Origin of the sequence: Pseudomonas sp. CDFA 610, assembly GCF_021147865.1 — a bacterium.
Lineage (GTDB): Bacteria > Pseudomonadota > Gammaproteobacteria > Pseudomonadales > Pseudomonadaceae > Aquipseudomonas > Aquipseudomonas alliivorans.
The window spans coordinates 249274-275083 of record NZ_JAGTPM010000001.1 but is presented as its reverse complement, the minus strand read 5'-3'; the positions used below and the strand labels follow the sequence as shown (position 1 = coordinate 275083).

20 protein-coding genes, 1 tRNA gene and 2 pseudogenes are annotated in these 25810 nt (G+C 59.3%); 10 read left to right on the top strand and 13 right to left on the bottom strand.

The window, feature by feature from the left end; all coding sequences use genetic code 11:
- Positions 1-57: 57 nt before the first annotated feature.
- Together KDX39_RS01300 and KDX39_RS01295 are read right to left on the bottom strand one after the other, a co-directional pair.
- A complete protein-coding gene (locus KDX39_RS01300; protein ID WP_231658932.1) occupies positions 58-834 on the bottom strand; it encodes a thioesterase family protein in 777 nt (258 codons plus the stop codon).
- A 131-nt stretch (positions 835-965) separates the two neighbouring features.
- Positions 966-1592, bottom strand: coding sequence for a glutathione S-transferase (locus KDX39_RS01295; RefSeq protein WP_231658931.1), 627 nt, complete (start codon positions 1590-1592; stop codon positions 966-968).
- Between the two features lie 147 nt (positions 1593-1739).
- Here KDX39_RS01295 and mapR point away from each other — a divergent pair, with 147 nt between their 5' ends.
- On the top strand, positions 1740-3149 hold the full coding sequence (gene mapR, locus KDX39_RS01290; RefSeq protein WP_231658930.1) for a GntR family transcriptional regulator MpaR: 1410 nt from the start codon (positions 1740-1742) through the stop codon (positions 3147-3149).
- A gap of 151 nt (positions 3150-3300) precedes the next feature.
- On the opposite strand, the pseudogene KDX39_RS01285 reads toward mapR, so the two are convergent.
- A pseudogene (locus KDX39_RS01285) lies at positions 3301-3591 on the bottom strand (efflux RND transporter permease subunit); the annotation flags it as partial.
- A gap of 2 nt (positions 3592-3593) precedes the next feature.
- On the opposite strand from KDX39_RS01285, the pseudogene KDX39_RS01280 reads away from it, so the two are divergent.
- Positions 3594-3767: pseudogene (locus KDX39_RS01280) on the top strand (ATP-binding protein); the annotation flags it as partial.
- A gap of 9 nt (positions 3768-3776) precedes the next feature.
- Here the strand turns inward: KDX39_RS01280 and KDX39_RS01275 are convergent.
- Complete coding sequence (locus KDX39_RS01275) at positions 3777-5018, bottom strand: M20/M25/M40 family metallo-hydrolase (protein ID WP_231658929.1); 1242 nt, start codon at positions 5016-5018, stop codon at positions 3777-3779.
- Between the two features lie 250 nt (positions 5019-5268).
- Here KDX39_RS01275 and KDX39_RS01270 point away from each other — a divergent pair, with 250 nt between their 5' ends.
- Together KDX39_RS01270 and KDX39_RS01265 are read left to right on the top strand one after the other, a co-directional pair.
- Complete coding sequence (locus KDX39_RS01270; RefSeq protein WP_231658928.1) at positions 5269-6942, top strand: AMP-binding protein; 1674 nt, start codon at positions 5269-5271, stop codon at positions 6940-6942.
- 168 nt (positions 6943-7110) lie between these two features.
- Complete coding sequence (locus KDX39_RS01265; RefSeq protein WP_231658927.1) at positions 7111-7983, top strand: glycoside hydrolase family protein; 873 nt, start codon at positions 7111-7113, stop codon at positions 7981-7983.
- Between the two features lie 14 nt (positions 7984-7997).
- On the opposite strand, the gene KDX39_RS01260 is transcribed toward KDX39_RS01265, so the two are convergent.
- A complete protein-coding gene (locus tag KDX39_RS01260; RefSeq protein ID WP_231658926.1) occupies positions 7998-8333 on the bottom strand; it encodes a hypothetical protein in 336 nt (111 codons plus the stop codon).
- Positions 8334-8902: 569 nt separating this feature from the next.
- On the opposite strand from KDX39_RS01260, the gene KDX39_RS01255 reads away from it, so the two are divergent.
- Together KDX39_RS01255 and KDX39_RS01250 are read left to right on the top strand one after the other, a co-directional pair.
- On the top strand, positions 8903-9145 hold the full coding sequence (locus KDX39_RS01255; RefSeq protein ID WP_231659347.1) for a hypothetical protein: 243 nt from the start codon (positions 8903-8905) through the stop codon (positions 9143-9145).
- Entirely contained in the window at positions 9142-11868 is a 2727-nt protein-coding gene (locus KDX39_RS01250; protein WP_231658925.1) for a beta-glucosidase, read from the top strand. Before KDX39_RS01255 ends, KDX39_RS01250 begins: the two co-directional genes overlap by 4 nt.
- Before the next feature lie 15 nt (positions 11869-11883).
- Here KDX39_RS01250 and KDX39_RS01245 read toward each other — a convergent pair whose 3' ends face one another.
- The 3 genes from KDX39_RS01245 to KDX39_RS01235 all read right to left on the bottom strand — a co-directional run bounded on the left by KDX39_RS01245 (position 11884) and on the right by KDX39_RS01235 (position 14197).
- The gene (locus tag KDX39_RS01245) at positions 11884-12534 is read right to left on the bottom strand and encodes a TetR/AcrR family transcriptional regulator (RefSeq protein WP_231658924.1); all 651 of its coding nucleotides are present in this window, start codon (positions 12532-12534) and stop codon (positions 11884-11886) included.
- A 32-nt stretch (positions 12535-12566) separates the two neighbouring features.
- The gene (locus tag KDX39_RS01240) at positions 12567-13928 is read right to left on the bottom strand and encodes an MATE family efflux transporter (protein WP_231658923.1); all 1362 of its coding nucleotides are present in this window, start codon (positions 13926-13928) and stop codon (positions 12567-12569) included.
- A 193-nt stretch (positions 13929-14121) separates the two neighbouring features.
- Positions 14122-14197 (bottom strand) — tRNA-Asn (locus tag KDX39_RS01235).
- Positions 14198-14370: 173 nt separating this feature from the next.
- On the opposite strand from KDX39_RS01235, the gene KDX39_RS01230 reads away from it, so the two are divergent.
- The 3 genes from KDX39_RS01230 to KDX39_RS01220 all read left to right on the top strand — a co-directional run bounded on the left by KDX39_RS01230 (position 14371) and on the right by KDX39_RS01220 (position 17927).
- A complete protein-coding gene (locus tag KDX39_RS01230; RefSeq protein ID WP_231658922.1) occupies positions 14371-15996 on the top strand; it encodes an NADP-dependent glyceraldehyde-3-phosphate dehydrogenase in 1626 nt (541 codons plus the stop codon).
- Positions 15997-16152: 156 nt separating this feature from the next.
- Positions 16153-16482 carry a sigma factor gene (locus tag KDX39_RS01225; protein WP_231658921.1) on the top strand — a complete coding sequence of 110 codons (330 nt, stop codon included), beginning with the start codon at positions 16153-16155 and terminating at the stop codon, positions 16480-16482.
- A gap of 632 nt (positions 16483-17114) precedes the next feature.
- Positions 17115-17927, top strand: coding sequence for a DUF6615 family protein (locus tag KDX39_RS01220; protein ID WP_231658920.1), 813 nt, complete (start codon positions 17115-17117; stop codon positions 17925-17927).
- On the opposite strand, the gene KDX39_RS01215 is transcribed toward KDX39_RS01220, so the two are convergent.
- The 5 genes from KDX39_RS01215 to KDX39_RS01195 form a co-directional block, all read right to left on the bottom strand.
- Positions 17912-18751, bottom strand: a complete 840-nt coding sequence (locus tag KDX39_RS01215) for an energy transducer TonB (protein ID WP_231659346.1) — start codon at positions 18749-18751, stop codon at positions 17912-17914. The genes KDX39_RS01220 and KDX39_RS01215 overlap by 16 nt on opposite strands.
- Before the next feature lie 5 nt (positions 18752-18756).
- Complete coding sequence (gene tolR, locus KDX39_RS01210) at positions 18757-19203, bottom strand: protein TolR (RefSeq protein ID WP_099226625.1); 447 nt, start codon at positions 19201-19203, stop codon at positions 18757-18759.
- 9 nt (positions 19204-19212) lie between these two features.
- A complete protein-coding gene (tolQ, locus tag KDX39_RS01205) occupies positions 19213-19911 on the bottom strand; it encodes a protein TolQ (RefSeq protein ID WP_231658919.1) in 699 nt (232 codons plus the stop codon).
- Positions 19912-19998: 87 nt separating this feature from the next.
- Entirely contained in the window at positions 19999-21915 is a 1917-nt protein-coding gene (locus KDX39_RS01200; RefSeq protein WP_231658918.1) for a phytase, read from the bottom strand.
- A 63-nt stretch (positions 21916-21978) separates the two neighbouring features.
- Complete coding sequence (locus KDX39_RS01195) at positions 21979-24495, bottom strand: TonB-dependent receptor (protein WP_231658917.1); 2517 nt, start codon at positions 24493-24495, stop codon at positions 21979-21981.
- 393 nt (positions 24496-24888) lie between these two features.
- On the opposite strand from KDX39_RS01195, the gene KDX39_RS01190 reads away from it, so the two are divergent.
- Positions 24889-25803: a GGDEF domain-containing protein gene (locus KDX39_RS01190; protein WP_099226621.1), complete on the top strand. Its 915-nt coding sequence runs from the start codon at positions 24889-24891 to the stop codon at positions 25801-25803.
- The last annotated feature ends 7 nt before the right edge of the window (positions 25804-25810 follow it).

The following is a 25810-nucleotide window of genomic DNA, read 5'->3' as shown; positions in this document are numbered from 1 at the left end:
AGAGTCTTATCACCGAGGCCAAACGTGCCCTTGAGCACTGAAACGAACAGGATTTAGCTACGCAAAAATCGCAACCGTCTGCCGTCCCCTTAGCACCAGTTCTCCGCGTTCATTCCAGATTTCCATGTCCTGAAACGAATAGCCGTCAGCCGCCACATGGCTTGAGGCTTTGAGCAAAAACCACTGATCCTGCGCAGGCGCGTTGACGATATCCAGTGTCCAGGTGATTGTGCTGAGCGGGACGTTTGTTGTCAGGGTGGTGATGGATGCCGGGGGCAGCGCGTCCGCCAGTGCCATGAGCGCCACCATTGGATTGATGCCTTGCGCTTCCTCATGCCTGACCCACATCAGCAGTTCGGGCTCGGCGGCGCCGGAGAAAGGCAAGGTGCCACCGGCAGGTCGTTTCTGGAAGTTGTGCACGCAATTGGGAGCATGCGGTCCTGCATCCCACACTGGATAATCGTCGGGCCGGCCGACGGCGGGTCGCTGTGAATAATCGTGAAGAATCCGGCTGTCACGCGAAGCGGCAAACACCATGGTCATGTGCAGCGCCAACTGCGCTGATGAAAAGCAGTCGGTGGTCATCACCGTGACTGACTTTCCCTGACGCAACACGGTTGGCTTGAAGGTCTGCTCCAGCATGGCAGGACCGACGAAGGTGATCTGGGCAGACTTCAACGGCGGCAGCTCGGGACCGCCCGCCTGTATCGCAGTATGCAACGCGAGCGCAGCTGTCAGTCCGCCATAAACCGTTCTGCCTTGCAGCCAGTTTTCGGGGGCGTTGAAGGGTGTGGAGGGGTCGAAGCTCTGGAATATCTGTGCAAGTGAAGTCATCGTCTTCTCCTGAATCACATCAATCGGGATCAACTCAGCACAAACGCCCAATGAGGGTGGTGTCGAGCTTACCTGAACAGGCTGAATGGACGAGCGCTGAACACACCCTTCTCCAGATTCAACGTCACAACTCAAGGCCAGTGGCGCTGAACTACCGTATCAACGACGGGATGAGCATCGATCTGCAGCAGAGAAGCATGAAATGTCGGTCGCGAACCATGCAGGTCGTCACGCGCCCCGCTCCACCGGCTTGCGATGCTGGCCAGGATCTCGACCGCGCCGGGTGCTTCGGGATGCCAACTTCCCGGCTGGGTGAACAGATCGCTGAACATCTGCCAGTGCCAGTAAAGGCGCAACCGCGCGCCGGCCTCCAGCTTCTTGTGAGTCTTTTGGTCACTGTCGGGTAACCAGCGCTCCGGGAAGTCGATAATGGCGCTGGGCACATAGCAGTTGGTGGCGATATAGACCAGTGCCCGGAGCGCCTGTGATCGTTCGGACGTTGCACGCGGCAGAAGGCCGGCTTCCGGGAACTCAAGCCCCAGGTGAATCAGGATTGCCGCACTCTCTGTTACGACGGTTCCGTCGGGCAGCACCAGAACAGGCACTTGCATCAGGGGATTGACCTGTTTCAACGCTTCCCTGCCCGGTCCCTCTTCCCAAGCGTGATCGTCGACCAGCGTGTAGGGTGTTGCGCAAAGCTCAAGCGCGACCTCGATGGCTGCCGAACCGCAGCCCCTGGCACCGTAGAGCGTGTACATGGCTGATGTTCCTCACAAAGAAGTTCAAGCCTAGCTGACATCAGGAAGCTGTGCAGACCCGCTCGGCGACCAGATCAAACGCTAGAAGCGTTGTGGCAACAACCCGCTTTCACGCATCATGCCACCGCCCTCTTCTCGATGCCTTCCATGAAACGCTACGAAAAATTCGCCGCCGACATCGCTGAAATGATCCGCAGCGGGATTCTGCCACCCGGCGAAAAAGTCCCGTCCGTGCGTGTGGCGAGCCGCACCTATTCGGTCAGTCCGACGACGGTTTTCAAGGCTTATTATTTGCTGGAAGACAAAGGACTCATTCAAGCGCGTGCCCGTTCGGGCTATTACGTGCGCGAGTACGGCCCGCAGACCATGACCGAGCCCGAGTTGGTCAGGCATGTCAGCGAAGGGACCGAGGTCAGTGTCAGCAACCTGATATTTTCGGTGCTGGCGTCGCTCAAGGACCCGGACACCGTTCCATTCGGCTCGGCGTTTCCCAGCCCTTATCTCTATCCGTTGCCACGACTGGCGAAATCCATGGGCATCGCCGCAAGAGCGCTGACCCCGGCCACCATCATCAATGACATGACCACGGGAAACGCTGAGCTGCGTCGGCAGATTGCGTTGCGCTACATGATCAGCGGTGTACGCCTGCCGGCACACGAACTGGTGATCACCAACGGCGCCATGGAAGCGTTGAACCTGTGCCTGCAATGCGTCACCGAGCCTGGCGATCTGGTTGCAATCGAAGCGCCTGCCTTTTATGCGTGCCTGCAGGTTCTGGAACGCCTGAAACTCAAAGCCGTGGAAATCCCGGTGCATCCCCGTGACGGCGTGGACCTGGATTCGCTGCATGACAGCCTGAGCCGATTGCCGATAAAGGCCTGCTGGTTCATGAGCAGCTTTCAGAATCCGCTGGGGGCCAGCCTGACGCCGGAAAAGAGGACCCGGCTGTATGAGCTGCTGGACACTCACGACGTCCCGTTGATCGAGGACGATGTGTATGCCGAGTTGTATTACGGAACCACCGCGCCGCAGCCGGTCAAGAGCCTGGATCGCAGCGGCCGCGTCATGCACTGCGGCTCGTTTGCCAAGACGCTTGCGCCAGGCTACCGGGTTGGCTGGGTAGCGGGCGGACGCTATACCGAGCAGATCAATCGCCTGAAACTCATGACCACGATTTCACCTTCGGTGCCCGCGCAGGCGGCGATTGCTGATTATCTCAACCATGGCGGCTATGACCGACATCTGCGCAAGTTGCGCGATACGCTGGAAATTCAACAAGGCGCCATGCTTGCCGCAGCGGCTCGCTACTTTCCGACCGGCACTCGCGTCACGAAACCGGCCGGCGGGTACTTTCTGTGGTTCGAGTTTCCTGAACACGTGGATTCGCTTCTGTTGTTTCAGCAAGCCCTGGCGCAAGGCATCAGCCTGGCGCCGGGACCGATCTTTTCGCCCTCGCAGCGGTTTCGTAATTGCGCACGCCTGAACCACGGCAGCCCCTGGGATGACCGCTGCGAGCAGGCCATGGCGACGCTGGGCGAGATTCTCGCCTCATTCTGACCTCGCCCCCGAAACTGATCCCTGTTTTTTTACGCTTTCTGAATCTGTACCAGAATTTGCCAGCGCTCGATAATTGCCCTGCGATCCACACAGATCAACGAAGAGGTTCTCATGGGCAAGATGGCACTGGGTTTACTGGCATTTCTGGCATTCACGATTGCAGTCGGCCTGCTCGGGACGATACCGCCTTCGTGAGGCCGGAACTGTCAAACCTGCCGAACAACAGCCAATAAAGGGTGGGAATCAGGCCCAGGGTCACCAGCGTTCCCAAGGCCAGCCCGCCCATGATGGTGATTGCCATGCCCTCCCAAAGCGGACCGGCAAACAGCATCAATGGAACCAGGCCGATGATGCAGGTCAGCTTGGTCATGACGATGGGACGTAATCGTTTCACGGCGGCGTTGACGACCGCTTCGCGCACCGAAACCCCTTCCTGTCGCTCCACAACAGGTGTTCGACCGTTTCTGGCGCGCCGAGCGCTCCAGGGCCCGCTACTCGGGTGGCAGCGGGCTGGGACTTTCCATCGCCCGGGCCATCTGTCTTGAGCACGCTGCAGTCATCAGCGCACAGAACAAACCGGGCGGCGGATCGGTGATCCGCCGGGTGATCCCGGTCTGAGCCGGATAACTACTTCGCTCCGGCAACTTTCATGATCATCCGCGACAGCAGATAGATACGCGGCGCGACGCTTGCGACTTCTGCGTATTCCTCAGGCGTATGAATATTGCCGCCGACGATGCCTAAACCGTCCAGCGTTGGTGTACCCACGCTGGCTGACAAACTCGAGTCCGCCGCCCCGCCGCTGCCTTCGATGGTCAGCGTGCGCCCCAGTTCGCCATAGATGCCCTGCGCCATGGCTACCAATGCATCGGACTGCGGCGTCTGCGGCATGGGTGGCAGACCGCGTACCAGACTGGTCTTGACCTCGGTGTCAGGGATGAGTCTATTGGCGGACACCTTGGCCATGTCCTGCTCGATGCGATCAAACTCTTCTGGCAATACCGCACGCACATCAGCCTTGGCGCTGGCCTGATCGGGGATCACGTTGGTGCGGTCACCCGCCTTGAGAACGGTGAAGTTGATGGTGGTCTTCTTCTCCTCGTCGCCCAGCTTGCCCAGTTGCAGAATCTGATGGGCAACCTCGCTGGCCGCGTTGCGTCCCAACTCCGGTGCAACACCCGCGTGGGACGCCTTGCCCTTGACCTCCACAAGCGCTGTGGCAACCCCTTTGCGCCACACCACCAACCCGTCGGCCGGGCGACCCGGTTCCAGATTGAGGGTGACGTCATGGGCCTTGGCGGTCTTCTTGATCAGCTCGGTGCCGACCGTCGAACCGATTTCCTCGCTGGCGTCGAGCAGTACCGTAATCTGCGCGTAATCCTTGAAGTTGAGGTTCTGCAGCACTTTCAGCGCGTAGATTGCCGCCACGATTCCGCCCTTGTCGTCCATCACACCGGGGCCATAAGCGCGGCCATCCTTGATGTGGAAGGGTCGTTCGGCCGCGGTGCCCTCCTTGAACACAGTGTCCATGTGCGCCATCAACAGAATCTTTGCCTTGCCAGTGCCTTTGATCGTGGCCAGCACATGATTGCTGGCCTCGGGCGTATTGGGGACCCGTTCGATGGTGGCGCCGAGCTTTTTCAGTTCTTCGATGGCGATGTCGCTGACCTGACCGAGTCCCTGGGTGTAACCGGAACCTGAATCGATGTTCACCAGTCGCTCCAGCAGCTTCAAAGCCTCGTCCTGATACTGCTCGGCATCGGCCTTAATCTTCTGATGGGGCTCGGCCATGGCAAGCGGAGTGAGGGCAGCAAGCACGAAGACCAGACCGAGCCGAGTCGCCAGGGGTGAGCGGGAAAACAAGCGCATGCGCAATCCATCCATGAGAGTGATCGAAAAAAGTTTTCAAGAACCTACCTCAAGCCAGCGCGTCGGAACAGGCATTCATGAAACCGGATCAGGCAATCATCGGCAGAAACGGCGCTGTAGTCTGCTGATAAGGTGAGCCAGCGATGCCCGCCGGGAGGAACTGGACAGCGTTTCGCCATGACGTTAACGTAAGCGGCAACCTTCACTCGCAGTCATCACATCTCAACAATAAAAAGATCGAGGATGCGACATGCTGAGCTACTCCGCTGGATTGAAACACCCGCCCCTGCTTGAACAAACGATCGGCAGCGCCCTGTCCGAAGCCGTAAACCGCTGGCCGGAGCAGGACGCGCTGATCGTACCGTTCCAGAGCGTTCGCTACAGCTGGCGCGACCTTGGGCGTGAAGTCGATACCGTGGCCCGCGCCCTGCTCGCTCTGGGTATCGAAAAGGGCCAGCGGATCGGCATCTGGGCACCGAATTGCGCACAATGGTGCATCACACAACTGGCCAGCGCGAAGGTCGGTGCGGTGCTGGTCAACATCAACCCGGCCTATCGCACCTCGGAACTGACCTACGCATTGCAACGTTCAGGCTGTTCGTGGCTGGTGACAGCAGACCGCTTCAAGGACTCGGATTACCACGCCATGCTTGGCCAGCTCGTTCCGCAATTGTTGAATCGGCCGCCTGAAACCTGGAGCAGCCAGGACCTGCCTGAACTGCGCGGCGTGATCAGCCTGGCCGACAATCCGCCGCCCGGCATGCTGGCGTGGGGGGCGCTTCATTCGCAGGCTGAATCGACGCCCCCGGACGCCCTCGAACTGCGTGCTGCCAGCCTGGAGGTGAACGACCCTATCAACATCCAGTACACCTCGGGCACCACCGGTTTTCCAAAAGGCGCCACACTGAGTCATCGTAACATCCTCAACAACGGTTACATGGTGGGCTACAACCTGGGGCTCGGCTCCGGGGATCGGCTGGTCATTCCAGTGCCGCTTTACCACTGCTTCGGTATGGTGATGGGCAACCTCGCCTGCCTGACCCATGGCGCGACGATGATCTATCCGGCGCCGTCGTTCGAACCTCTGGCGACACTCGAGGCGGTCGCCAGCGAGCGGGCGACGTTCCTGTATGGCGTGCCGACCATGTTCATCAAGGAACTCGATCTTCCCGAACGACAGACTCTGGACCTTTCCAGCCTCAAGGGCGGAATCATGGCGGGCAGCATCTGCCCCATCGAGGTGATGCGTCAGGTCATCGACCAGATGCACATGAGCGGTGTGCAGATCGCCTACGGCATGACCGAAACCAGCCCGGTTTCCCTGCAGACGGCCAATGACGACCCGCTGGAACTGCGCGTGACCAGCGTTGGCCGCACTCAGCCGCATCTGGAACACAAGGTGATAGACGCCGATGGAAACACGCTGGAGCGCGGTCAGGTCGGTGAACTCTGCACCCGTGGCTACAGCGTCATGCTGGGTTACTGGCAGGATGCCGAAGCCACCGCCAGAGACATTGATGCCGCGGGCTGGATGCACACCGGTGATCTGGTGCAAATGGACGCTGACGGCTACGTGACCATCGTAGGCCGCAGCAAGGACATGATCATTCGCGGTGGCGAGAACATTTACCCGCGTGAGATCGAAGAACTGCTGTTACAACACAACGACGTCGCCGAGGCCTATGTCGTTGGCATCCCCTGTGAACGCTATGGCGAAGACCTGGTGGCCTGGGTCAGGCTGCATCCCGGTCACACCTGTGAAGAACCGATGCTTCGCGATTTCTTTCGCGCCCGCGTCGCGCATTTCAAGGTGCCACGGCACTTTTTCTTCGTCGACGAATTCCCCATGACGGTCACCGGCAAGGTGCAGAAATTTCGCCTGCGGGAGATCAGCATGGAGCGTTTGCGTCAGGCCCGTGACTGACGCGCAGAGACATTGATCAACGATTGGGGTAACGTCCGGGCTTGTTACCCAATCGTTGTAATGGCTGGAAACAGACATTCGGGAAAGCAACCACAACACCTATAACGCCCATCTCGCACGAAAGGGACTGCCAGATCATCAGCCATTGATTCCAGGGATGTTCGAATCATGATCTTGAGAAAGGCCCTTGAAAGACGCTATGCACTGATCGTCCTGACCCTGTTGCTGAGCGTGCTCTCCGAGTCCGCCTGGACGGCCACCAAAAGTACGAAGCGCGGCGTCGCATATGACGTCGCCTCGTCAGCGGACCTGAGCGCTTTGTCGACTGGCGTGAGCTGGTGGTACAACTGGAGCCCCAGGCCGCATGATCGTCTGGCCTCCTATGACTACTCAGGTCAGTACAACGTCGATTTCGTACCAATGGTCTGGAACGCCAATCTCGATGACGGTCAGTTGAAGCTCTATCTGCTGGCGCACCCCGGCATTCGTTATCTGCTGGTCATCAACGAACCCAATCTGGTCGATCAGGCCAACATGACACCCCAGGCCGTTGCGCAGTTGTGGCCACGCCTGGAGCAGATATCGGCCCAGACCGGGGTCAAACTGGTCGGTCCTGCGATGAACTGGGGAACCATGGCTGGCTACGGTGACCCGGTGGCCTGGCTTGACGCGTTTTATGCAGCCTATGCGTCAGCGCATCAGGGACGCGACCCGCAGATCGATTACCTGGCCTTTCATTGGTACGACTACGGCCTCTCCAGCATGCTTGACCGCCTGTCCAGATACGGCAAACCGTTCTGGGTGACAGAATTCGCCAACTGGCACACGCTCGATGACGGACTGCAGATTGACTCGCTGGAAAAACAGAAGCAGCAGATGGCCGAGATGGTCGCGATGCTGGAGCGACGCACGGATGTGTTCAGGTACGCCTGGTTCACCGGGCGAATGACGCCGGATCCGCATTTTTCGAGCCTGCTGGATGTCGAGGGAAGGCTGACGGAGCTGGGTCAGTATTACATCTCGCTGCCGTACAACGAATGAACGACGGGCTCGGATCAGCCGAAGCAGCGACTTCTGGCTGACGGCGCTTCACGCTCATCCAGTGAGGCGGCGCCTACATCGCTCAGGCCGCTGATGAGGTGCTGCGTGTAAGGAAAGGACGGATCGACTTCCAGCACTCTTTCCGATATCAGCAACCCTTCACTTGCCAGCACATTGACCGCCAGCACGCACTCGATGATGGGGCAGACACGTGGAGAACGCTTGAGCAGTTCCATGTAGATCTGGCCGAAGGTGAGCCTTCGCGTGCGATCAGGGCTCAGGCGCCTGACAACGCTCAACAGGGCGACATCGATTCGTTCGGATTCACTCTTGAAACTGTCGGACGTCATAACGGAACACACACTGTTTCAGGCGGGAAAAAAACCCAGAATTACATTGGAAAATATTAAACACACGCGCGCAAAAACCCTTTCGGACAGGCAGTCATTATTAACCACTGACAATAACCACCGCATTGAAACGCGCAAGCAATTGGCAAAATCCGAATAAACAACCCTGACCGGAACGCCCGCAAAACATCTGCAATTCTGAATGGACACACATGGTAGCAGATCACTAAACCTAACCACAGCTAGGTTTAGTAAATTGGTTATTTATAGCTATAAATATTAATAATTGGCAATTAAAAACCAAAAGATAAAGTTATTTTATAAAAACTGGTCATTTCCACCTGCTTAATCGTGGTTCCATCCCCTCCGGGCCATCGCCAGAAACCCAAAACCTGACGCATAGCCATGTGCCATTATTTAATAAATCCTGCTGATCAAATACTTTATAAAACAGCTGAACTTTCAGCGCACTTTCCGGACTTAACGTTCGGCTGACAGGTATGTCGCTTTTTACCGTTCATTGATCCCCCTTGAAACCATCAATCGAGATGCCATTGATGACCAGAACCATGCTGCCTGTTTTTGGCGCTGTACTTTTGTGCGCGCAAAGTTTCTCCGCCCTGGCGGCGGAAACAACTTCCACTGCGAAAAGCGGAACTTCCGACGCGCAAGTCAGGTTGCAGGTCGAATCTCGACGCGACCAGATTTCCGGCGCAGACAAGATCACCGCCCCCGCGCAGAAAGGCGCCTCGACCCTGCTCGATGAACCTGTGAAAACCGATGACGCTCCCGCTCAGGAGCAACGCCCATGACCCCCTCCAACTTTCAACCGTCGCCTGCACTGTCGTTCATCAGACATACGCTGAGCCTGAGCCTGCTGGCCTTCGGCATCATGCAGGCCAATCTTGCGCTGGCCGCTGTCACGCCCGCCACCGGCAATGAAGTCGAAGCGCGGGTCAGCTCGATTCTCGACAACATGAACACGTCGGAAAAGATCAACTTCACCCGCGTCAATGACGGGCACATGATCCCATCGCTGCTCAAGTGGGGCATCAAGGGCACGGTTGCCTACGACTCATCCATGGGCGTGCATGTCAACAATGCCACCTTCGGCGCGCAATACCCTTCGCAATCTGCGCTGGCGGCGACCTGGAGCATCAACCGCGCCAAGGAGTTCGGACAGGCGATTGCCTACGAGACCCGTATTTCCGGCGGTCAGCAGATGCTGTCGCCTGGTGCGAATCTTTACCGCACGCCATTCAACGGACGCTCGGCCGAGTACGTGAGCGGTGAAGATCCGTTCCTGGGCGCGGTGCTGGCACCGGCGATCGTCAACGGCATTCAGGTGCAGGGCATTCAGGCGAGCGGCAAGCACTACCTGGCCAACGAGCAGGAAGCCAACCGTCAGGCACTCAACGTGAACGTCGATGAACGTACCCTGCGCGAGCTGTACCTGCCGGGCTTCGAATCGATGGTCAAGAACGCCAACGTCGCGTCGATCATGTGTGGCTTCAACAAGATCAACGGCGACTACGCCTGTGAAAACCATCACCTGATCACCGAAGTGCTCAAAGGCGAGTGGGGTTATCAGGGTACGGTCATCAGCGACTTCAACGCCATTCATGATGCGTTCAAAGGTGCGTGGGCCGGCACCGATATCGATATGCCGTCCGGCCTGCAATTCACCGAAGCCAACCTGCTGCCCTACCTGTGGAGCGGTCAACTGACCCAGAACGTCATCGATGACAAGGTCAAGCGCAACCTGCGCGCCATCGTCAGCTACGACTTCCAGGAAAACCTCAACACCGCCAAGACCCTGGACCATCCCGAGTACGGCATGCGTGCGGCGCTGAACACTGCGCGTGAATCCATCGTCCTGCTGCGCAACGAAAACACCGCTGCTGGCAAACCGCTGCTGCCACTGGCGCGGACCGCGAAGATTGCCGTGATCGGCAACTGGGCACACGACGCCCCTGCTTCGCCTTTCGGCACCGCCAACTCGCCACCCAACAGCTACGTGACAGAACTGAGCGGCCTGCAGCAACTGGCGTCCAGCAGCGCCAGTGTGACCTACCTTCCGGAACTGAGTCTGAACCCGGCCAGCTCGGCCTGGTTTCAGCCTGCAGCCGGCAATAACGGGATCAGCAATTCCGGGATCAAGGCCGAGTACTTCGCCAACACGACGTTCTCCGGTGATCCTGCGCTGACCCGGGTCGAGCCTGGCGTGAACCTGAACTGGACCACCGGCACCAACATCACCGACGCAGGCACCACCGCCGTTTCCGGTTTCAGTCCTTCACCCGGCTCGTTCTCGGCGCGTTTCACGTCGGTCATCAAGCCAACGGTTTCCGGCCCGCAGGTCTTCAAGGTGCGTGCGGATGGCCCTTACAAGCTATGGGTCAACGACGAACTGGTCGTGGAAAGCGACGGCGTTCCGTACTCGTCCGACGTGGTCAACGCACTGACCACTTCCGGCAAGACCGCCGCATTGACAGCGGGCAAGTCCTACAGCGTCAAGCTTGAATACAAGCGCGTGCAGGGCAACTTCATTCCGGCCCTTGGTGGCGTCACTGGCGTGCAGATGAGCTGGGCTTCACTGCGTCCGCCCAAGGATCTGTCGAAATACGATGCGGTGGTTGTTGCCACTGGCACCACCTATGAAAACGAAGGCGAAGGCTCCGACCACGGTTTCGACCTGCCGGACCAACAGGCCGAGCTGGTCAGCTACGTCACCAAAGCCAACCCCAACACCATCGTCGTGATGCATGGCGGCGGCGTGGCCAACATGCAGCCGTGGGCCAACAAGGTCGGCGCAACGCTGCAAGCCTGGTTCCCAGGCCAGCAAGGCGGTCAGGCGCTTGCGGAGATTCTGTTCGGCAAGGTCAACCCGTCGGGCAAGCTGCCGATCACCATCGACAAGAAGATCGAAGACAACCCCAGCTACGCGTCGTATCCGGATCCAGCCGCTTACCGTGGCGACAAGGCCCTGACTGAAATGACCTACAGCGAAGGCCTGTACATGGGTTATCGCGGTTATGACAAGAAGCACGCCAAGCCGCTCTACCCGTTCGGTTACGGCCTGTCCTACACCACATTCGGCTACAGCGACCTCAAGCTGTCGACCAATGTGCTGACCCCGGGCTCCACCATCGACGTGAAATTCACCCTGACCAACACCGGTGACAAGGCCGGTTTCGAAGTTGCGCAGCTTTATGTGCAGCCGGTGAAACCCGCCGTCGATCGTCCGGAAAAAGAGCTCAAGGGCTTCACCAAGGTGTACCTGCAGCCGGGCGAGAGCAAGACCGTCAGCATCCCGATAGACTCGCGTTCGCTGGCTTACTACGTCGACAAGACTGCAAGCTGGGATGTGGATGCGGGCAAGTACAAGATTCTGGTCGGCGCGGATTCGGAGAATCTGACGCTCAACCGGACCCTGATCACCCTGTACCCGGAAAAACTGACGACCCGCGACAGCAACCCGCTGCCATTGCCTCTGCGCAAGGCCGTGCAGGTGTCGGCTTCACAGAAATACTGATGTAAGCGTCAAGGCTCATGGACGAGCCTGGATGTCCCTTCCCAATCGCTGCGCGTAAATGTCGAAGACCGCCATCACGTCCACTTCTTCAGGGCACCTGAGCCACTGAATCTGCAGGCCGTCCATGACCGAGAAGATCTCCTGGGCCAGGGCTTGCACGTCGATATCCGCGCGAATCTCACCCGCGTCTTTCAATGCGTTCAAGTGGCCGCGCGCGTGCTGATGGGTCAGATGAAAGCGTTCGTTGTGCCAGGTCCAGGCCGGATGTTCAGGCGACAGGCTCTCGGTATTCATCAGCAGAGCCGCCTGACACTCTGCGGCGTCCTCAATGCTGAAACTCATGCTCAGTTTGATGAATTTGATAAAGCCTTCGAGCGTCGGCTCGGTGATCAGGTCCTGAAATCTGGACACTACCCGCTGATCGCGGCGCTCCAGCAGCGCATTGAGCAACGCTTCCTTGTTGGGGAAATGGTGCAGCAACCCTACCGTGGTGATACCTGCAAGCGTTGCGACGTCACGCATCGAGGCGCTCGAATAGCCATTGCGAGCGAAGACGAGTGTCGCTGCATCCAGCAAGGCCTTTCTGCGCATGTCACCCTTGGGTGCGCGGCGGCGTTTGGGCTGCACGATCTCTTCGGATTCATTCCCTGAGTCTTCAACTGACATAAAACCTGATAACACCTTGAGCCGATGCGTCTTCAATATTTCCCAGTGCCTGAAGCCTGGGCCCTTCGCATGAAAAACCGTTTTGCGGTCACTGATGCAGTGACGATGGAGATCGAGGCGATCACGGCATTACCGGCAAACATCCCCGGCACCGCACCGCTGCCGCCGAACCAGTGAGCCCCGACATACACGAACGGCACAGTGCCCAGCGTCGCGCGCAGCCAGGCGAAAACCGCCACCAGCCATGACCGGTTCATGGTCATGAATACCGCGATGGCGACGAAGTCCAGGCCAATGATCACCCAGAGCCCGCCACCCAGACGGCAATAATTCAAAAAGACCGCGCGAACCTCGCCTTCCAACTGATAGATATCCGCGATAGTACCGCTGAACACCAGCAGCGCCAGCCAGACCGCCAATCCGTAGCCGACCACCAGCCTGCGGGTAAACACGATGGCCGAACGAACCCGGTCGTCCCGTTGTGCCCCGATATTCTGCCCCAGTATCGGCGCCAACGCGCCGGGCAGCGCGAAAAAGGCACAGTAGGAAAATTGCAGCACGCGATCCATCACGCTCATGGCCGCCAGCGCCGAGGTGCCGAACGCTGACAGCGAGGCGACCAGATAGGCCAGTCCGACCGGCGTCGCCAGATTGGCGGCCATGGCTGGCAGCGCCAGCTTGAAGGTCCGGCCTGCGTGATTGCGCAGCCGTTTCAGGTTGCGGGAGAACGTCAGGCCGATTCGCCTGCGCACCCAGTACACGCCCAGGCAGGCCGACACACAACCGGACAGCGCGAACGCCAGCCCCGCACCTTCCAGCCCCAGACCAAGCCCGAAGATAAAGAACGGATCCGCCACCGCGAGCGTCGCGGCGCCTGACAGCACCACACCCAGCGCACGGCGGTTATCGCCCGCCGTCCTGAGCATTTGCGCGGCCATCTGCATCACGGCCTGCAAAACCGTCGCGGGCAACGCCAGCCGGATAAACCCGCGCGCCGCCTCGTAAACCGTTGCCTCAGCACCCAACCAGTGGGTAATCGGCACCATCAGGACCAGTTGCAGCACCGCTGCAACACCGGACACCACAATGATCATCAGCATCAAGCTGGCGCAGAGCCGCGCCACCGATTTCGTCACCCGATGACCGATGCGCGCCGACAACACCGCCGTGGCCGCGATGATGAAACCGCTGGCCAGCGACATGTTGATGAACATCATCACCTTGGCGATACCAACCGCCGCCAGCAACACCGGGTCGTGCAGCATGGAAACGTAGACCAGCGTGAGGATGTCGACCAGAAACACGGCGAACAGACTCAAGGCGCTGGTGCTGGCCGTCACCATGACATGGCGTGATACGGGACCTTCGGTAAATATCGCGCTGGCTGCAGCCATGACGCTCCCCTGAACGGACTGGGGCTGAGCGCTTCAGGCGAAGGCTCAGCGAGGCGGCGATTCCATTCGGGTTGTGGCGTTACAGGTAGTCTTCGTAGTGGACAACGGTACAAATCAGGCACAAACAAAAAACCCGCCAGTCAGGCGGGTTTCTTGAGTGATTCCAAAGACTTGTTTTCTCTGAAATCTGGTCTGGCTCCACGACCTGGACTCGAACCAGGGACCCAGTGATTAACAGTCACTTGCTCTACCAACTGAGCTATCGCGGAATGAGCGCTATGTTACTGATTCGCAAAACGAAGTCAAGCGAGCGGCTGAAATTTTTTCACTGAAAGTCCGATGTAAGAACGCTCGCTTGTCGTAAGACGGGTTCATTAGCGTGCCACAGGTGGCGTAGTGTATTGGCCCTTGACCTGACGCAACCATTTTCGAGGTAAAGCCGATGCCATTGAATAGCCATCTTGAAACGCTATTCCCCACTGCCGATGACATTCCGGAGCAGTACCGCCCAGGCCCGCCCATCGAGCAACGCGACTATCTGGTTGATGGCCGGTTGCAGACCTGGAACGGTCCATTGGCGCCGGTGCGCAGTCCGGTGTGCATCAGAAGCAGCACCGGTCTTGAACCGATGATTCTGGGCAGCACGCCCTTGCTCGACGCGGCGACCGCGATGACGGCACTCGACGCGGCGGTCAGCGCCTGGGACAGAGGCCAGGGCCGCTGGCCGACGATGCGCGTTGCCGAGCGTATTCAGCATGTCGAGGCGTTTCTCAAGCGCATGCGTGAGCAGCGCACGGCAGTGGTCAATCTGCTGATGTGGGAGATCGGCAAGAACCTCAAGGACTCGGAAAAAGAGTTCGACCGCACCTGCGATTACATCGTCGATACCATCAACGCGTTGAAGGAACTTGACCGCCGCTCAAGTCGCTTCGAGCTGGAACAGGACACGCTCGGGCAGATCCGCCGCGTGCCGCTGGGTGTCACGCTGTGCATGGGGCCTTACAACTATCCGCTGAACGAGACATTCACTACGCTCATCCCTGCGCTGATCATGGGCAACACCGTGGTGTTCAAGCCCGCCAAGTTCGGCGTACTGCTGATCCGTCCACTGCTTGAGGCGTTCAGGGACAGCTTTCCGGCCGGGGTTATCAATGTGATCTATGGCAGCGGTCGTGACACGGTGAGCGCGCTGATGGCCAGCGGCATGATCGACGTGTTCGCCTTCATCGGCACCAACAAGGCCGCCAGTGACCTGAAAAAACTCCACCCACGCCCTCACCGCCTCCGCGCGGCCCTGGGTCTGGATGCAAAGAACCCGGGCATCGTCCTGCCTGATGTGGACCTGGACAACGCCGTCAGCGAAGCGGTTACCGGCTCGCTGTCCTTCAACGGCCAGCGCTGCACGGCCCTGAAAATCTTCTTCGTACATGAAGACGTGGTCGAACGCTTTCTCAAGAAATTCCAGGAGAAGCTGGCCCAGCTCAAGCCCGGCATGCCCTGGGAGCCCGGTGTCTCGCTGACACCGCTGCCCGAGCCGGGCAAGACCGATTACCTGCAAGGGTTGGTGGCCGACGCACTCGGCAAAGGCGCAAAGATCATCAATGACAACGGTGCGCAGGTCAGCGAATCGTTCTTCCACCCTGCTCTGCTGTATCCGGTTACACCTGAAATGCGCGTCTATCACGAAGAACAATTCGGCCCGGTTGTTCCCGTCGTGCCTTACCGCGACCTGAACAGCGTGATTGATTACGTACTGGATTCAGATTTCGGCCAGCAGCTGAGCATCTTCGGCAACGACTCGGCGCAGGTTGGACGGCTGGTGGACGCGTTCGCCAACCAGGTCGGCCGGATCAACCTCAACGCCCAGTGCCAGCGCGGCCCGGACAAATACCCGTTCAACGGACGCAAGAACTCGGCAGAAGGCACCCTGTCTGTTCACGACGCGCTACGGGTGTTCTCGATCCGCACGCTGGTGGCGACGAAGTTTCAAGAGAGCAACAAGCAACTGGTCAGTGACATCATTCGCAACCGCGAGTCGAGCTTTCTGACCACTGACTATATTTTCTGAAGCCTTGAAACCCGCGGGTGCAGCCCATGCCGCGCCCGCGAACCCAGGTTAACGACTTCAGATCGCATTTGATAACGTTTATCGAAAACAGGTAGCATGCGTGTTTCCGGGTAGGACATATCGCTTCTTCCCCCACGAAACGAGCATCAATCCCCCGTGGATTCGTCCGCCAGCAAACTTGACCTCTATCTCGCACACCGTTCGGCACTGGTGGACTACGCCACGCCGATCGTGGGTTGCCGTGCGCGTTCCGAAGATGTCGTTCAGGAAGCCTGGCTGCGATTCAACGGACGCCAGGACCAGAGCCTGTCGATCAACAATCCGGTCGGCTACCTGTATCGCATTGTACGAAATCTTTCGCTGGACGTTACGCGCAGCATGTCCACCGAAAAGCGGCAGCCCGACAGCGACGCCGTTCTGGCCGAGCTGGCCGCTGTCACCGCATCGCCCGAGCAGGAAGTGGTCGGACGGGACGAGCGGCGATAGGTCGCCGATGTACTGGGCATCTCCGTCGGCGGCTGGATTTGGCCTCCGATAAAGACGACGCACAGAACCCTGAGCCGGGCGGTTGGCGGCACGTTCGCTGCCTTTCTGGTAGTTGCCGCTGATCCAATGTTCAGCGCACGCTTTCAGCGTCAACTTCGCCACCGCCAGCCCGTCGTGTCGCCCTCTGACGCAATAACCAATTGATCGCCGACAATGCTCGCCTCGGCGACATGGTGGACGAACTGCAGCACTATTTGCCCGGCAAGGTCTGGCTCAAGGACCAGCAACTCGCTGAATTGTGTATTACGGGCGTTTATGACAACCGAGATCCTGAGGCGCCGGGGATGGCACAATCAATGCCCCTAGTTGGCCTTGGGTTTGTACCATAGCGCTGAATCGCGACCTGACCACGTCCCGCACATGACCAATCACAAGTCAGGCAAAGTCAAACTTTAGTAACCGGCTCAATACTAATCTCGCTTAGCTTCCAGCGCTCAGGATAAACAGAGATGAACATCCATCCACGTAGACGTCATGTCGATAAGCTACACACCCGCACTTGAACCCCCACATAGTGGCAAATTGTGTATATTTGGTGTTCTCAGTGATTTGACGAATGGAAGCAGGTTGATATGGCGCTGGATGAGCTCTCTATAAAAAATTCGGCGTGGGCGTGGAACACGTTGCGTGAAGCAAGAGCCTTGGACTCTCAACTGCGTGAGGAAACCATCACTGACTTGCTCGTTCACAACATCAAAAAGTGGGGAGCCGGAAAGATTTTGATCAAGGACTTCACCAAGCATGAAGAGTCACTGAACGGTTCAGACTGGGAATGGTGGTTCACCGGACCAACCGGTAAATGGCTGGGGATGCGTGTTCAAGCCAAGGTGCTGAATCTGAAATCCGGTAAATACGAACATTTGCATCACAAAAATAAAAATGGCGCGCAAGTAGACCTGCTAATCAACAGCGCCAACGCCAGCGCTGCCATACCGCTTTATTGCCTCTATACCAACTGGGACACTGCAAGATATAAAGCCAGTTGGATGTGCAAGACCTACAAGCCCACAGTGCGTCATTATGGAACAGCAGTATTGAACCCTGATGTGGTGAAAAGTCTGCAAACCAGCAAAGAAACACGCTTAGAGAAAATCATCCAGTCATTGCGTCCAATGCACTGCATTTTCTGCTGCTCTGGATTTTCCTCAGGCGATTTGCCTAACAGAGCATTGGGATGGCTTCGCGGCGCAGAACTGCTTCAGGCCGATGCAATTCATGACGAGTCATATCTTAAGGATGCTCCTCCCGCGCATGTCGCTCGGTTGCTGCTATCCGATTCGAGCACCGAGTTGTTTGAACTGGGCGACGATCGCCTTAAACGCATCACTGTTTTTAGAGAATGCAAAGAGCCCGAGGACATGATATCGACTCACTTGATCCGATAATGAAACGTGTTCTTCACGCCTGACACCGTCACCGGCTTGCCGTCGACGATGCGTGGCTGATAGCGAAATGTTTCGGCAGCCGCCACTGACGGACGCATGAACAGTGGATGGCAGGCGCCCTGCACTTGCGGGTTGACGACGCGCCCCTGGGGCGAGACGTCGTAGACCACGGTGCAGTCGCCTTCGATTCCTTTGTCCAGCGCACGTTCGGGGTAGTCCGGCGCTTCCTTGCTCAAGGGCTGATACTGACTGTTGTCCGTCGCGGCCACCTGTTGTGACTGCCGGGCGCGCTCAGCGGCCTGCCGGGTCTGTTCGGCCTGCTGACGCTGCTGTTCGGCGAGGCGCTGTTGATCCTGCAACTGTTGTTGCTCGGCCAGTTTCTGTTGCTCGACGGCCCTTTTCTGCTGCTCGTTACGGCGCTGTTCGAGGTCACGTTTCTGCTCCTCGACCCGCTTGCGCGCCAATGCAGCCTGCTCGACCTGCCGCGCCTGACGCTGCGTGTCCGGCTGCGGCACGGGTACGTCGACGGGTTTCAAAATCGGTTCAGGCTCGGCAACCGGTGCCGCTGCCTGAACAGGTTCAACGACCGGCTCGGGCGACGGCGCGGCAGGTGCAGGTGCAGGTGGCAGAATCAGCAACTGGGTGGTCAGGGTTTTCACCGGTTCCGGCAGTTTCTGCTCGGCAACCCAGCCTTGCATCAGCGCCGCCAGCACGACGCCGTGCAGGGCCAATGCAATCGCGACCGCCAGCCCATGGCTGCGTAACCGGGGCCTGTTCAAGGTCTCGGGCCGGGAGTCAGTCCAGTGAAAGGGCATCGAGGTCATGGAAGTCATTGCGGCGCCTCTGTGACCAGCCCCAACTGCGTGACGCCACTGTGTTGCAAGGCCGCCATGGCCGCGACCACACGCCCGTAATCGGCCTTGTCATCAGCGCGAATGAACACTTGAGTGTCCGGTCGCTCGGTCACCAGTTGTGCGATACGTCCCTGCATATCTTCAAGGCTGGCGGCAGTGTCGGTCTGCGCATGGGTGTCGACGGTGTCGCCCAGATTCCAGTAGTACCCCCCCTCTGCCTTGACCGACAGGGTCACGATGCGTTGTTTGGTATCGCTGGCGAGTGCTTCGCTCGCAACTCTGGGCAGCTCGATCTTCACACCCTGCGTCAGCATCGGCGCGGTGACCATGAAGATCACCAGCAGCACCAGCATCACGTCGATATAGGGCACCACGTTCATTTCGGCTTTAGGGCCGTGTTTGCGTTGCGGTTTGACCAGCATGGCAAGTCCTCAGGCCGCAGCGGCCATGTTGCGTGGCGTGGCCTGCAGAATGCGGTTCAGGCGCACCTGCAATTCGTTGCCGAAACTGTAGTAACGGGCTGCCAGCGTATGGCCTCGCGCGGCAAAGCGGTTGTAGGCGATGACTGCAGGAATTGCTGCGAACAGGCCGATGGCGGTCGCGATCAAGGCTTCGGCGATGCCAGGAGCGACGGTGGACAGCGTGGCCTGCTGCACCTGCGAAAGGCCGATGAAGGCATTCATGATCCCCCAGACCGTGCCGAACAGGCCGATGTAAGGGCTGACCGAGCCGACCGTGGCGAGAAATTGCAGGCCTTTTTCCAGCTGCAATTCCTGTTCGCTGATCGCCACCTGCAAGGAACGCTCGACGCCCGACAAAATGGCTTCCGGTTCGGCACCGGGACGCTGTTTGAGCTGAACGTACTCGGCGTACCCGGCGCGAAACACCTGGCCGACGCCATCGTCCTGATCCTGCTCGGCATACAGCGGAGCCAGATCGGCCTCACTGCGAAAACGTGCTTGAAAGCGGCCCAGCGTGCGCTCGTAATGGCGCAACGCAAGGCTGCGCTGAACGATCAGGTACCAGCTGAGCAGCGAAGCCAGCAGCAGGGTCAGCATCACCGCCTTGACCAGCAGGCTGGCGTCGCTGATCAGGCTCCACAGGGTCATGTGTTCCAGGGTTGCGTGCATCGGTCTTTCCTCGTCTTGCAGTGCCGTCCGGTTGCGGTCGGCACGCGGGATGAATCGACTGTCTATCACCGTTCGATGACAAACGACTTACGGCAGCGACAGGGTTTTCACCACATCGGCCCACGGGACGAATTTGAAGTTCTGCGCCTGCTCGGGCATGCGCTTGCGACCGTCCTGTACCACCAGCATGCCGCGGTTCCAGGCACCGCCCAGGTTGGCGGATGTCACTTCGATGCCGTCGGTTTCAGAGCTGCCATCGATCCCGGCCTGTGCATTGAGCCCGACCCGAAACGCGCCGCGCAGGGCATACGGCGGCTCGGCATCGACCACCACGTAGCTGTCGTTGCCCTGGCTGGACATCACCAGATAGTCGTGCTGTTCGCTCTGGTAGAACGCCAGCCCCTCGACATCGGCGTGCAGCACGTCACCCACTTTGATCACGCTGGACAGGGCCGCCGGCTGATCGGCGCGGGCGTCCACTTCCCAGACGCCCACGTCTTCCTCACCGAGAAACAGGCGTTGACGCTGGTCGTCGGCCACGCAGCCTTCCGGCTGGGTCTCGACCTTGAAACGACGCACCAGCTCCCCCTGCGCCTTGCCGTTCGGCGCACTCAGGCGGTACTGCAGAAAGCTGCCGTCCTTGCCGTTGGCGAAGGCGTACAGCTCGCCATTGGCAGGCTTGAACAGGCAGACACCGTAGATTTCCGTCAGTGGTGTCGGGATCTCGCCCGCTTCACGCAGTTCGCCGGTGGTTCGGTCAATGCTGAACAGACTCAGGCTGTTGCGATCACGATTGCTCGCCACCGCCAGATCAACATTGCGCTGGCCAAGCATGAAGCCGGAGCGCACATCGACGTTGTTCAGGCGCCCCACCGGCAATGACTGCAACTGTTTGCCTGTGAGGTCATACACCAGCAGGCCCTGTTTCTTGTTGGTACCCAGCACGCGACTCAATGCCGGTTTCTGTGGATGAACCCAGATCGCCGGGTCATCGGCGGCATCGCCCTGGCGTGCGACCGGCTGGGTCTGCGCGAGCGGCAACACGCCGGGCAAGGCTGCCTGGACGGGAACCGGTGTCGGCGTCCAACCCAGCGCGCCCTGATACAGCCGCTCGCCGTCGTTGTCATTGACCAACAACTGCAGGCCGTCCTTGCCCTGATTCACCGACAGCCCTTCGGGCTTTTTCAGGGTCATCAGCGACAGTTCGCCAGCCGACGTCCAGCCCTGCGCCTGCTGCTGGTAGAGGTGCAGCGCCTTGCCCCTGGGGTCCAGCGCCAGCAGGCCGCCGGGCACGATCGCCATGGCACCTGCGGCCTGTTTCACATCGCCGAACGGCTCCCGCAACGCCACCGGCTGGCGCGCAACGTGGGCCTCGGGATGCGCTGGATAGGCCCACCAACCAATGTTCTGCTCGTTGACGTACAACTGATGCGCCGCGTCGTCGACCTGACAGAACTCGGCATTGGGCGGCAGCGGCAAATGGCGCACCAGACGCGGCGTGTCATTGAGCTGATCGCCCGTCCCTACCAGCCACTGTTCGCCCTTGCCCTCCTCGCCGACCAGAAACACGAACAGGTTGCTGGCCTCGTCGCGGTACAGACACAGACCGGCGACCGAATAGTCGCGGGCCGGTACATACACCGGCTTTGACCAGCTGTGCCGGTCAGCATCGAGCCGGGTCAGCATCGCCTGTTGCCGGGCATTGTCCAGCGTCGCGACCAATACCTGTGAACCCAAGGCGCGGCTGTCCAGTCCTTGAAAGGCGCCTGGCAATTGCGCGAGTTGCTTTCCCTGCGCATCAAGCACCAACAGACCGCTCTTTACACTCGCTGCCAGACGCTGCGTACCGTCGCTGCCTGGCACAAAGGCCAGTGACTGCGCCTTGAATGGCTGGTTTTCGGCCCAGCGCGTCAGGTTCAGAGGTGGCGAGGCCTGCGCAGTCGAAGCCATCAGACCCGAGAGCAACGCAAGGCACAGGGTCTTGGGTAATACCGAAATCATCATCAACGGTCGAATCCTTGAATGAGTCCGCGCGACCGCTCCGCCACAACGGCGCGATCGCATTGATCAGAAGTGGGTAAAGGTCAGACCGACCTTGTAAGTCGGGCCGTACTCTTCGTACTGGCCGTTGTAGGCGCGATGGCCGCTGTATACGAAGTACGGCTGGTCGGTGAGGTTCTGCGCCTCGAAGCTGACCTTGAGGTTCTTGGTCAGCGAATAGCGGGCGCTGAAATCGACGAAGGTTTGCGCATCGACGTACTGGTCGTGGTCCTTGTCGCCAATCGCGGCGAGTTCGTAGAGGTAGGACGATTTGTAGTTGGCCGACAGACGCAGACTGAGCTTGTCGTCCTCCCAGCCGAGCATGACGTTACCAACGGTTTTCGACTGGCTCGGCAAATCGATATCGCGCTTGCGGTTGGTGCCGGAACTCTGGTCGAAACCGTTGATGCTGGCATCGGAGCGGCTCAGGGTGGCGTTTGCGCCCAGCAGCAACCCATTCCAGGGCGCAGGCAACCAGTCGAGCTTCTGTGAGTACGCCAGCTCCAGCCCGTACAGCTTGGCCTTGTCGCCATTGGCAAAGGTGTTGGCTTCGGAGAAATTCGCCCACTGGCCCGTACCCGCCAGGTCAGTGTTGTAGACAAAGTTCTGAATGTCCTTGTAGAACACGAACGCCGAGACCGTACCGGCACGGCCCATGAAGTGCTCGATACCCAGGTCCAGGTTGCTGGATTCCAGCGGCTTGAGTTGCGGATTGCCAAACGACGCCTCGTCGTCATCGATCACGAAACCCGGCGCCAACTGACCGAAGGTGGGGCGCACCACGGTCTTGGTCCACGCTGCGCGCACCTGCGTGTTCTTGTCCACCTGATAACGGGCATGCAGGCCGGGCAACCAGTGGTGATAACGGCGTTCGGTGTCGCTGGTTTCGAACTGCCCGTCGCGCACGCCGGTGCCTTTGGCGTTCATCTCGGTGCCTTCATAGCGCAGCCCGGCGATGAAGCGCCACTTGTCGACATCCAGCGTATTCATGAAATAACCGGCGTTGATGTCTTCGCTGATGTCGAAGTCGTTGGCGCGGGATTCAGCCGGGTCGTATGCGGTGGCTGCATCGAGGCCGCCAATCAGCCCCTTGACTGCACCGGGGCTGATACCGCTGCCGAAGTTGCCCAGCCGGTAGTCGATGTTGCCCTTCTGAAATTGCGTCAGGTTCAGTTGGTTGTCACTGATGCCCTGATCGTCGAAGTCCTGATATTTCCAGACTTCCAGGTCATTGGTCTTGTCGCGGCGACTGACTTTGCCACCGAACTTGAATTGCGAGGCGTAGCCACTGAAATCATAGTCGCGGGCCAGGTCCAGACGCAGGTTCTTTTCCGTGTCCTTGGTGTACTGCCTTTCCCAATCGACCTTGTCCAGGGTGAAGTTGGAATTGTCGTAGAAGGCTGAGCTGACAATGGGCCGTGGCTTGTCGCGGTCATAGAAACCGCTGTCCGAAAAGTCGTCGCTGCCCTTAAAGGTCGCCCCGGCGATATGGCCCGGACTGTCCTCACTGGACTCGCTGTAACCGGCCTGACCGCTGAGCGTCCAGAGCCCGAGCATGCGTTCACCACCGAACACATAGGATTGAATTTCCTGGGTTTCGGTACGCGCCTTCAACTTGCGCGTGCCTTCGGCGTCGCCGGTCTGGCCTGCGGCCTGTGCATCGGAGAATTCGAAACCATTGGTGGTGCGGACTTCATCGTCCTTGAAGCGGCTGTACAGCGTGCGCAGGTAATACTTGCTCACCTCGTCGGGCTTGTAATCGAAGTTCAGGCCGCCACCGGCACGCTCGCGACTGATGTCGTAATCGCGCTGCTCGAACTTCTGCAAACGCGCACCGTCCCACGCACCGCCGGTCTCGACGTTGTCGGAGCCGAAATCGCGCTTCTGCCAGCTCAGCGCGGCCGCCACGCCAAAATTGTCGATGCCGTCACCGAGGCTGAACCGGTTACTCGCTGCGCCGGAAAACTTGGGGCTGGTCTGGCGGGTGTTCTTGTCATAACTGGCTTCGCTGCTGCCGGTGTAGAACAGCCCCTTGTGATCGAATGCCGACAGGCTTTCGACATCCACGGTGCCGCCCAGCGAGTTGGCGTCCATGTCGGGTGTCAGGGTCTTGATCACCGACAGCGACTGCACCAGCTCGGCCGGCAGCACGTCCAGCGCCACGGCGCGGCGACCGCTTTCCGGGGCGGGCACCAGCGTGCCGTTGATGGTCACGCTGTTGAGGTCCGGCGCCAGGCCGCGCACGGTCACAAACCGTCCTTCGCCCTGATCGCGCTCGACGCTGATGCCGGGCAGACGCTGCACCGCTTCGGCAACGTTCTGATCAGGCAACTGCGCCACGCCGTCGGCATGCACCACGCTCTTGATGCTGTCGGAACTGCGCTGTTCCTTGAGCGCGTTGTCGATGCTTGCCGCCTGCCCCACCACCTGAACATGCTCAGTGGCGTCCGCTTCGGCGGCCTGCAACCGCTCACCGGCAATCGCCAGTGCCAGCCCGCTGAAGGTAAAGCCAACCAGTTGAGCCCTGCTGCGGCGCATGTACATGTGAGTCCTCCCCAGAATTCCCGACGGGCCAGGCAAATTGGCCCGGCAACTGGAGGCGCAAGCTAGAGCCGTGCAATGACGGTTCTGTGACAGGTACGGCGCAGTGCCGCTCGAAAGACCGCTTTTGAGGGGTGATTCATCAGGAAATGAGCTGATATGACTTCGCTGTGGAGTCCGGCCAACGCCGGGCGCTTCATTTCCGAGGATCATGAGAAGGCCATCAGGCCTTGAAAGTGCGGCATTCCGGGGTGGTGGCATGCAGGCTTTGGCCACGAAAGATGGCAACAGGCGTGAGCTGATTCGACCCTGACCGACGTGTGTCACGCGTCACGCAAGTGTCATGCGCTTCTGTTTTGCTGGCCGACTATCAGCACTTCAGGAGCGCCATTGGCCATGTTCAGGATTATCCAACCCCACCGCTGGAAGCTCGCTGTCCTGCTGATTGCCTCCAATCTCGGCCTGCTGGCATTCCTGGCCTTCGGCGACATCAAGTATTTCAGCGAATGGAAGTGGCTGGACATCATCGGAGAAGGCGGTTCGGCGCTGCTGTCGCTGGTCTGGCTGTTTCTGGTGTTCAAGAGCCGCCCGGCAGGACGGGTCACCAACTACCTGTCGATCGGTCTGAGCTGCGTGTTTTTCTCGTGGTGGATCGACGCACTGGATGAATTCATCCGCCTGCCCAGCGAGATCGAGTGGGATCACTGGCTGGAGTCCGGGCCGATGCCGGTGGGCCTGATCCTGCTGACCATCGGTATCTACCACTGGCATCGGGAACAACTGGCGATCAGCGCGCAGATGGAAAAACGTGAACGCGGCTTCCGTGAGCATCGGCTGTACGACAAGCTCACGCCGCTGGGCAGCGCGGATTACTTGAAGCGCCAATTGGTGTTGAGCCTTGAGCAGAGCGTGACCGAACAGCAGCCCTTGTCGCTGATGGCCGTGGACATCGACAGCTTCAGCGCAATAAATAATGCCTACGGCCATGCCGAGGGCGACGAGGTGCTGTCGGCACTCAGCCATCTACTGGTACTGAATCTGCGGCGTCAGGATCTGCTGTGTCGCCTGGCGGGCGACCGCTTCGTGGTGCTGCTGCCCAATACCGGCGAGAGCCAGGCAAAACTGCTGGCCCTGGAGCTGCAACAGGCAGTCGCCAGCCTGGCGCACAAGACGCGGCAACAGGGCGAACGGCTTCATCTGTCGGCCAGTGTCGCGGTGGTCATGGCCATCAATGAAACGCCGGACAACCTGCTGCGGCGCCTGAACCTGTCGCTGGCCCGAGCCAGACGTCCAATGCCGCGCACAGCCTGAGGCCTGC

Coding starts and splice junctions, on each gene's coding strand:
- KDX39_RS01300 (WP_231658932.1), bottom strand. CDS start 834: ATGACTTCACTTGCACAGATATTCCAGAGCTTCGACCCCTCCACACCC.
- KDX39_RS01295 (WP_231658931.1), bottom strand. CDS start 1,592: ATGTACACGCTCTACGGTGCCAGGGGCTGCGGTTCGGCAGCCATCGAG.
- mapR (WP_231658930.1), top strand. CDS start 1,740: ATGAAACGCTACGAAAAATTCGCCGCCGACATCGCTGAAATGATCCGC.
- KDX39_RS01275 (WP_231658929.1), bottom strand. CDS start 5,018: ATGCGCTTGTTTTCCCGCTCACCCCTGGCGACTCGGCTCGGTCTGGTC.
- KDX39_RS01270 (WP_231658928.1), top strand. CDS start 5,269: ATGCTGAGCTACTCCGCTGGATTGAAACACCCGCCCCTGCTTGAACAA.
- KDX39_RS01265 (WP_231658927.1), top strand. CDS start 7,111: ATGATCTTGAGAAAGGCCCTTGAAAGACGCTATGCACTGATCGTCCTG.
- KDX39_RS01260 (WP_231658926.1), bottom strand. CDS start 8,333: ATGACGTCCGACAGTTTCAAGAGTGAATCCGAACGAATCGATGTCGCC.
- KDX39_RS01255 (WP_231659347.1), top strand. CDS start 8,903: ATGCTGCCTGTTTTTGGCGCTGTACTTTTGTGCGCGCAAAGTTTCTCC.
- KDX39_RS01250 (WP_231658925.1), top strand. CDS start 9,142: ATGACCCCCTCCAACTTTCAACCGTCGCCTGCACTGTCGTTCATCAGA.
- KDX39_RS01245 (WP_231658924.1), bottom strand. CDS start 12,534: ATGTCAGTTGAAGACTCAGGGAATGAATCCGAAGAGATCGTGCAGCCC.
- KDX39_RS01240 (WP_231658923.1), bottom strand. CDS start 13,928: ATGGCTGCAGCCAGCGCGATATTTACCGAAGGTCCCGTATCACGCCAT.
- KDX39_RS01230 (WP_231658922.1), top strand. CDS start 14,371: ATGCCATTGAATAGCCATCTTGAAACGCTATTCCCCACTGCCGATGAC.
- KDX39_RS01220 (WP_231658920.1), top strand. CDS start 17,115: ATGGCGCTGGATGAGCTCTCTATAAAAAATTCGGCGTGGGCGTGGAAC.
- KDX39_RS01215 (WP_231659346.1), bottom strand. CDS start 18,751: ATGACCTCGATGCCCTTTCACTGGACTGACTCCCGGCCCGAGACCTTG.
- tolR (WP_099226625.1), bottom strand. CDS start 19,203: ATGCTGGTCAAACCGCAACGCAAACACGGCCCTAAAGCCGAAATGAAC.
- tolQ (WP_231658919.1), bottom strand. CDS start 19,911: ATGCACGCAACCCTGGAACACATGACCCTGTGGAGCCTGATCAGCGAC.
- KDX39_RS01200 (WP_231658918.1), bottom strand. CDS start 21,915: ATGATGATTTCGGTATTACCCAAGACCCTGTGCCTTGCGTTGCTCTCG.
- KDX39_RS01195 (WP_231658917.1), bottom strand. CDS start 24,495: ATGTACATGCGCCGCAGCAGGGCTCAACTGGTTGGCTTTACCTTCAGC.
- KDX39_RS01190 (WP_099226621.1), top strand. CDS start 24,889: ATGTTCAGGATTATCCAACCCCACCGCTGGAAGCTCGCTGTCCTGCTG.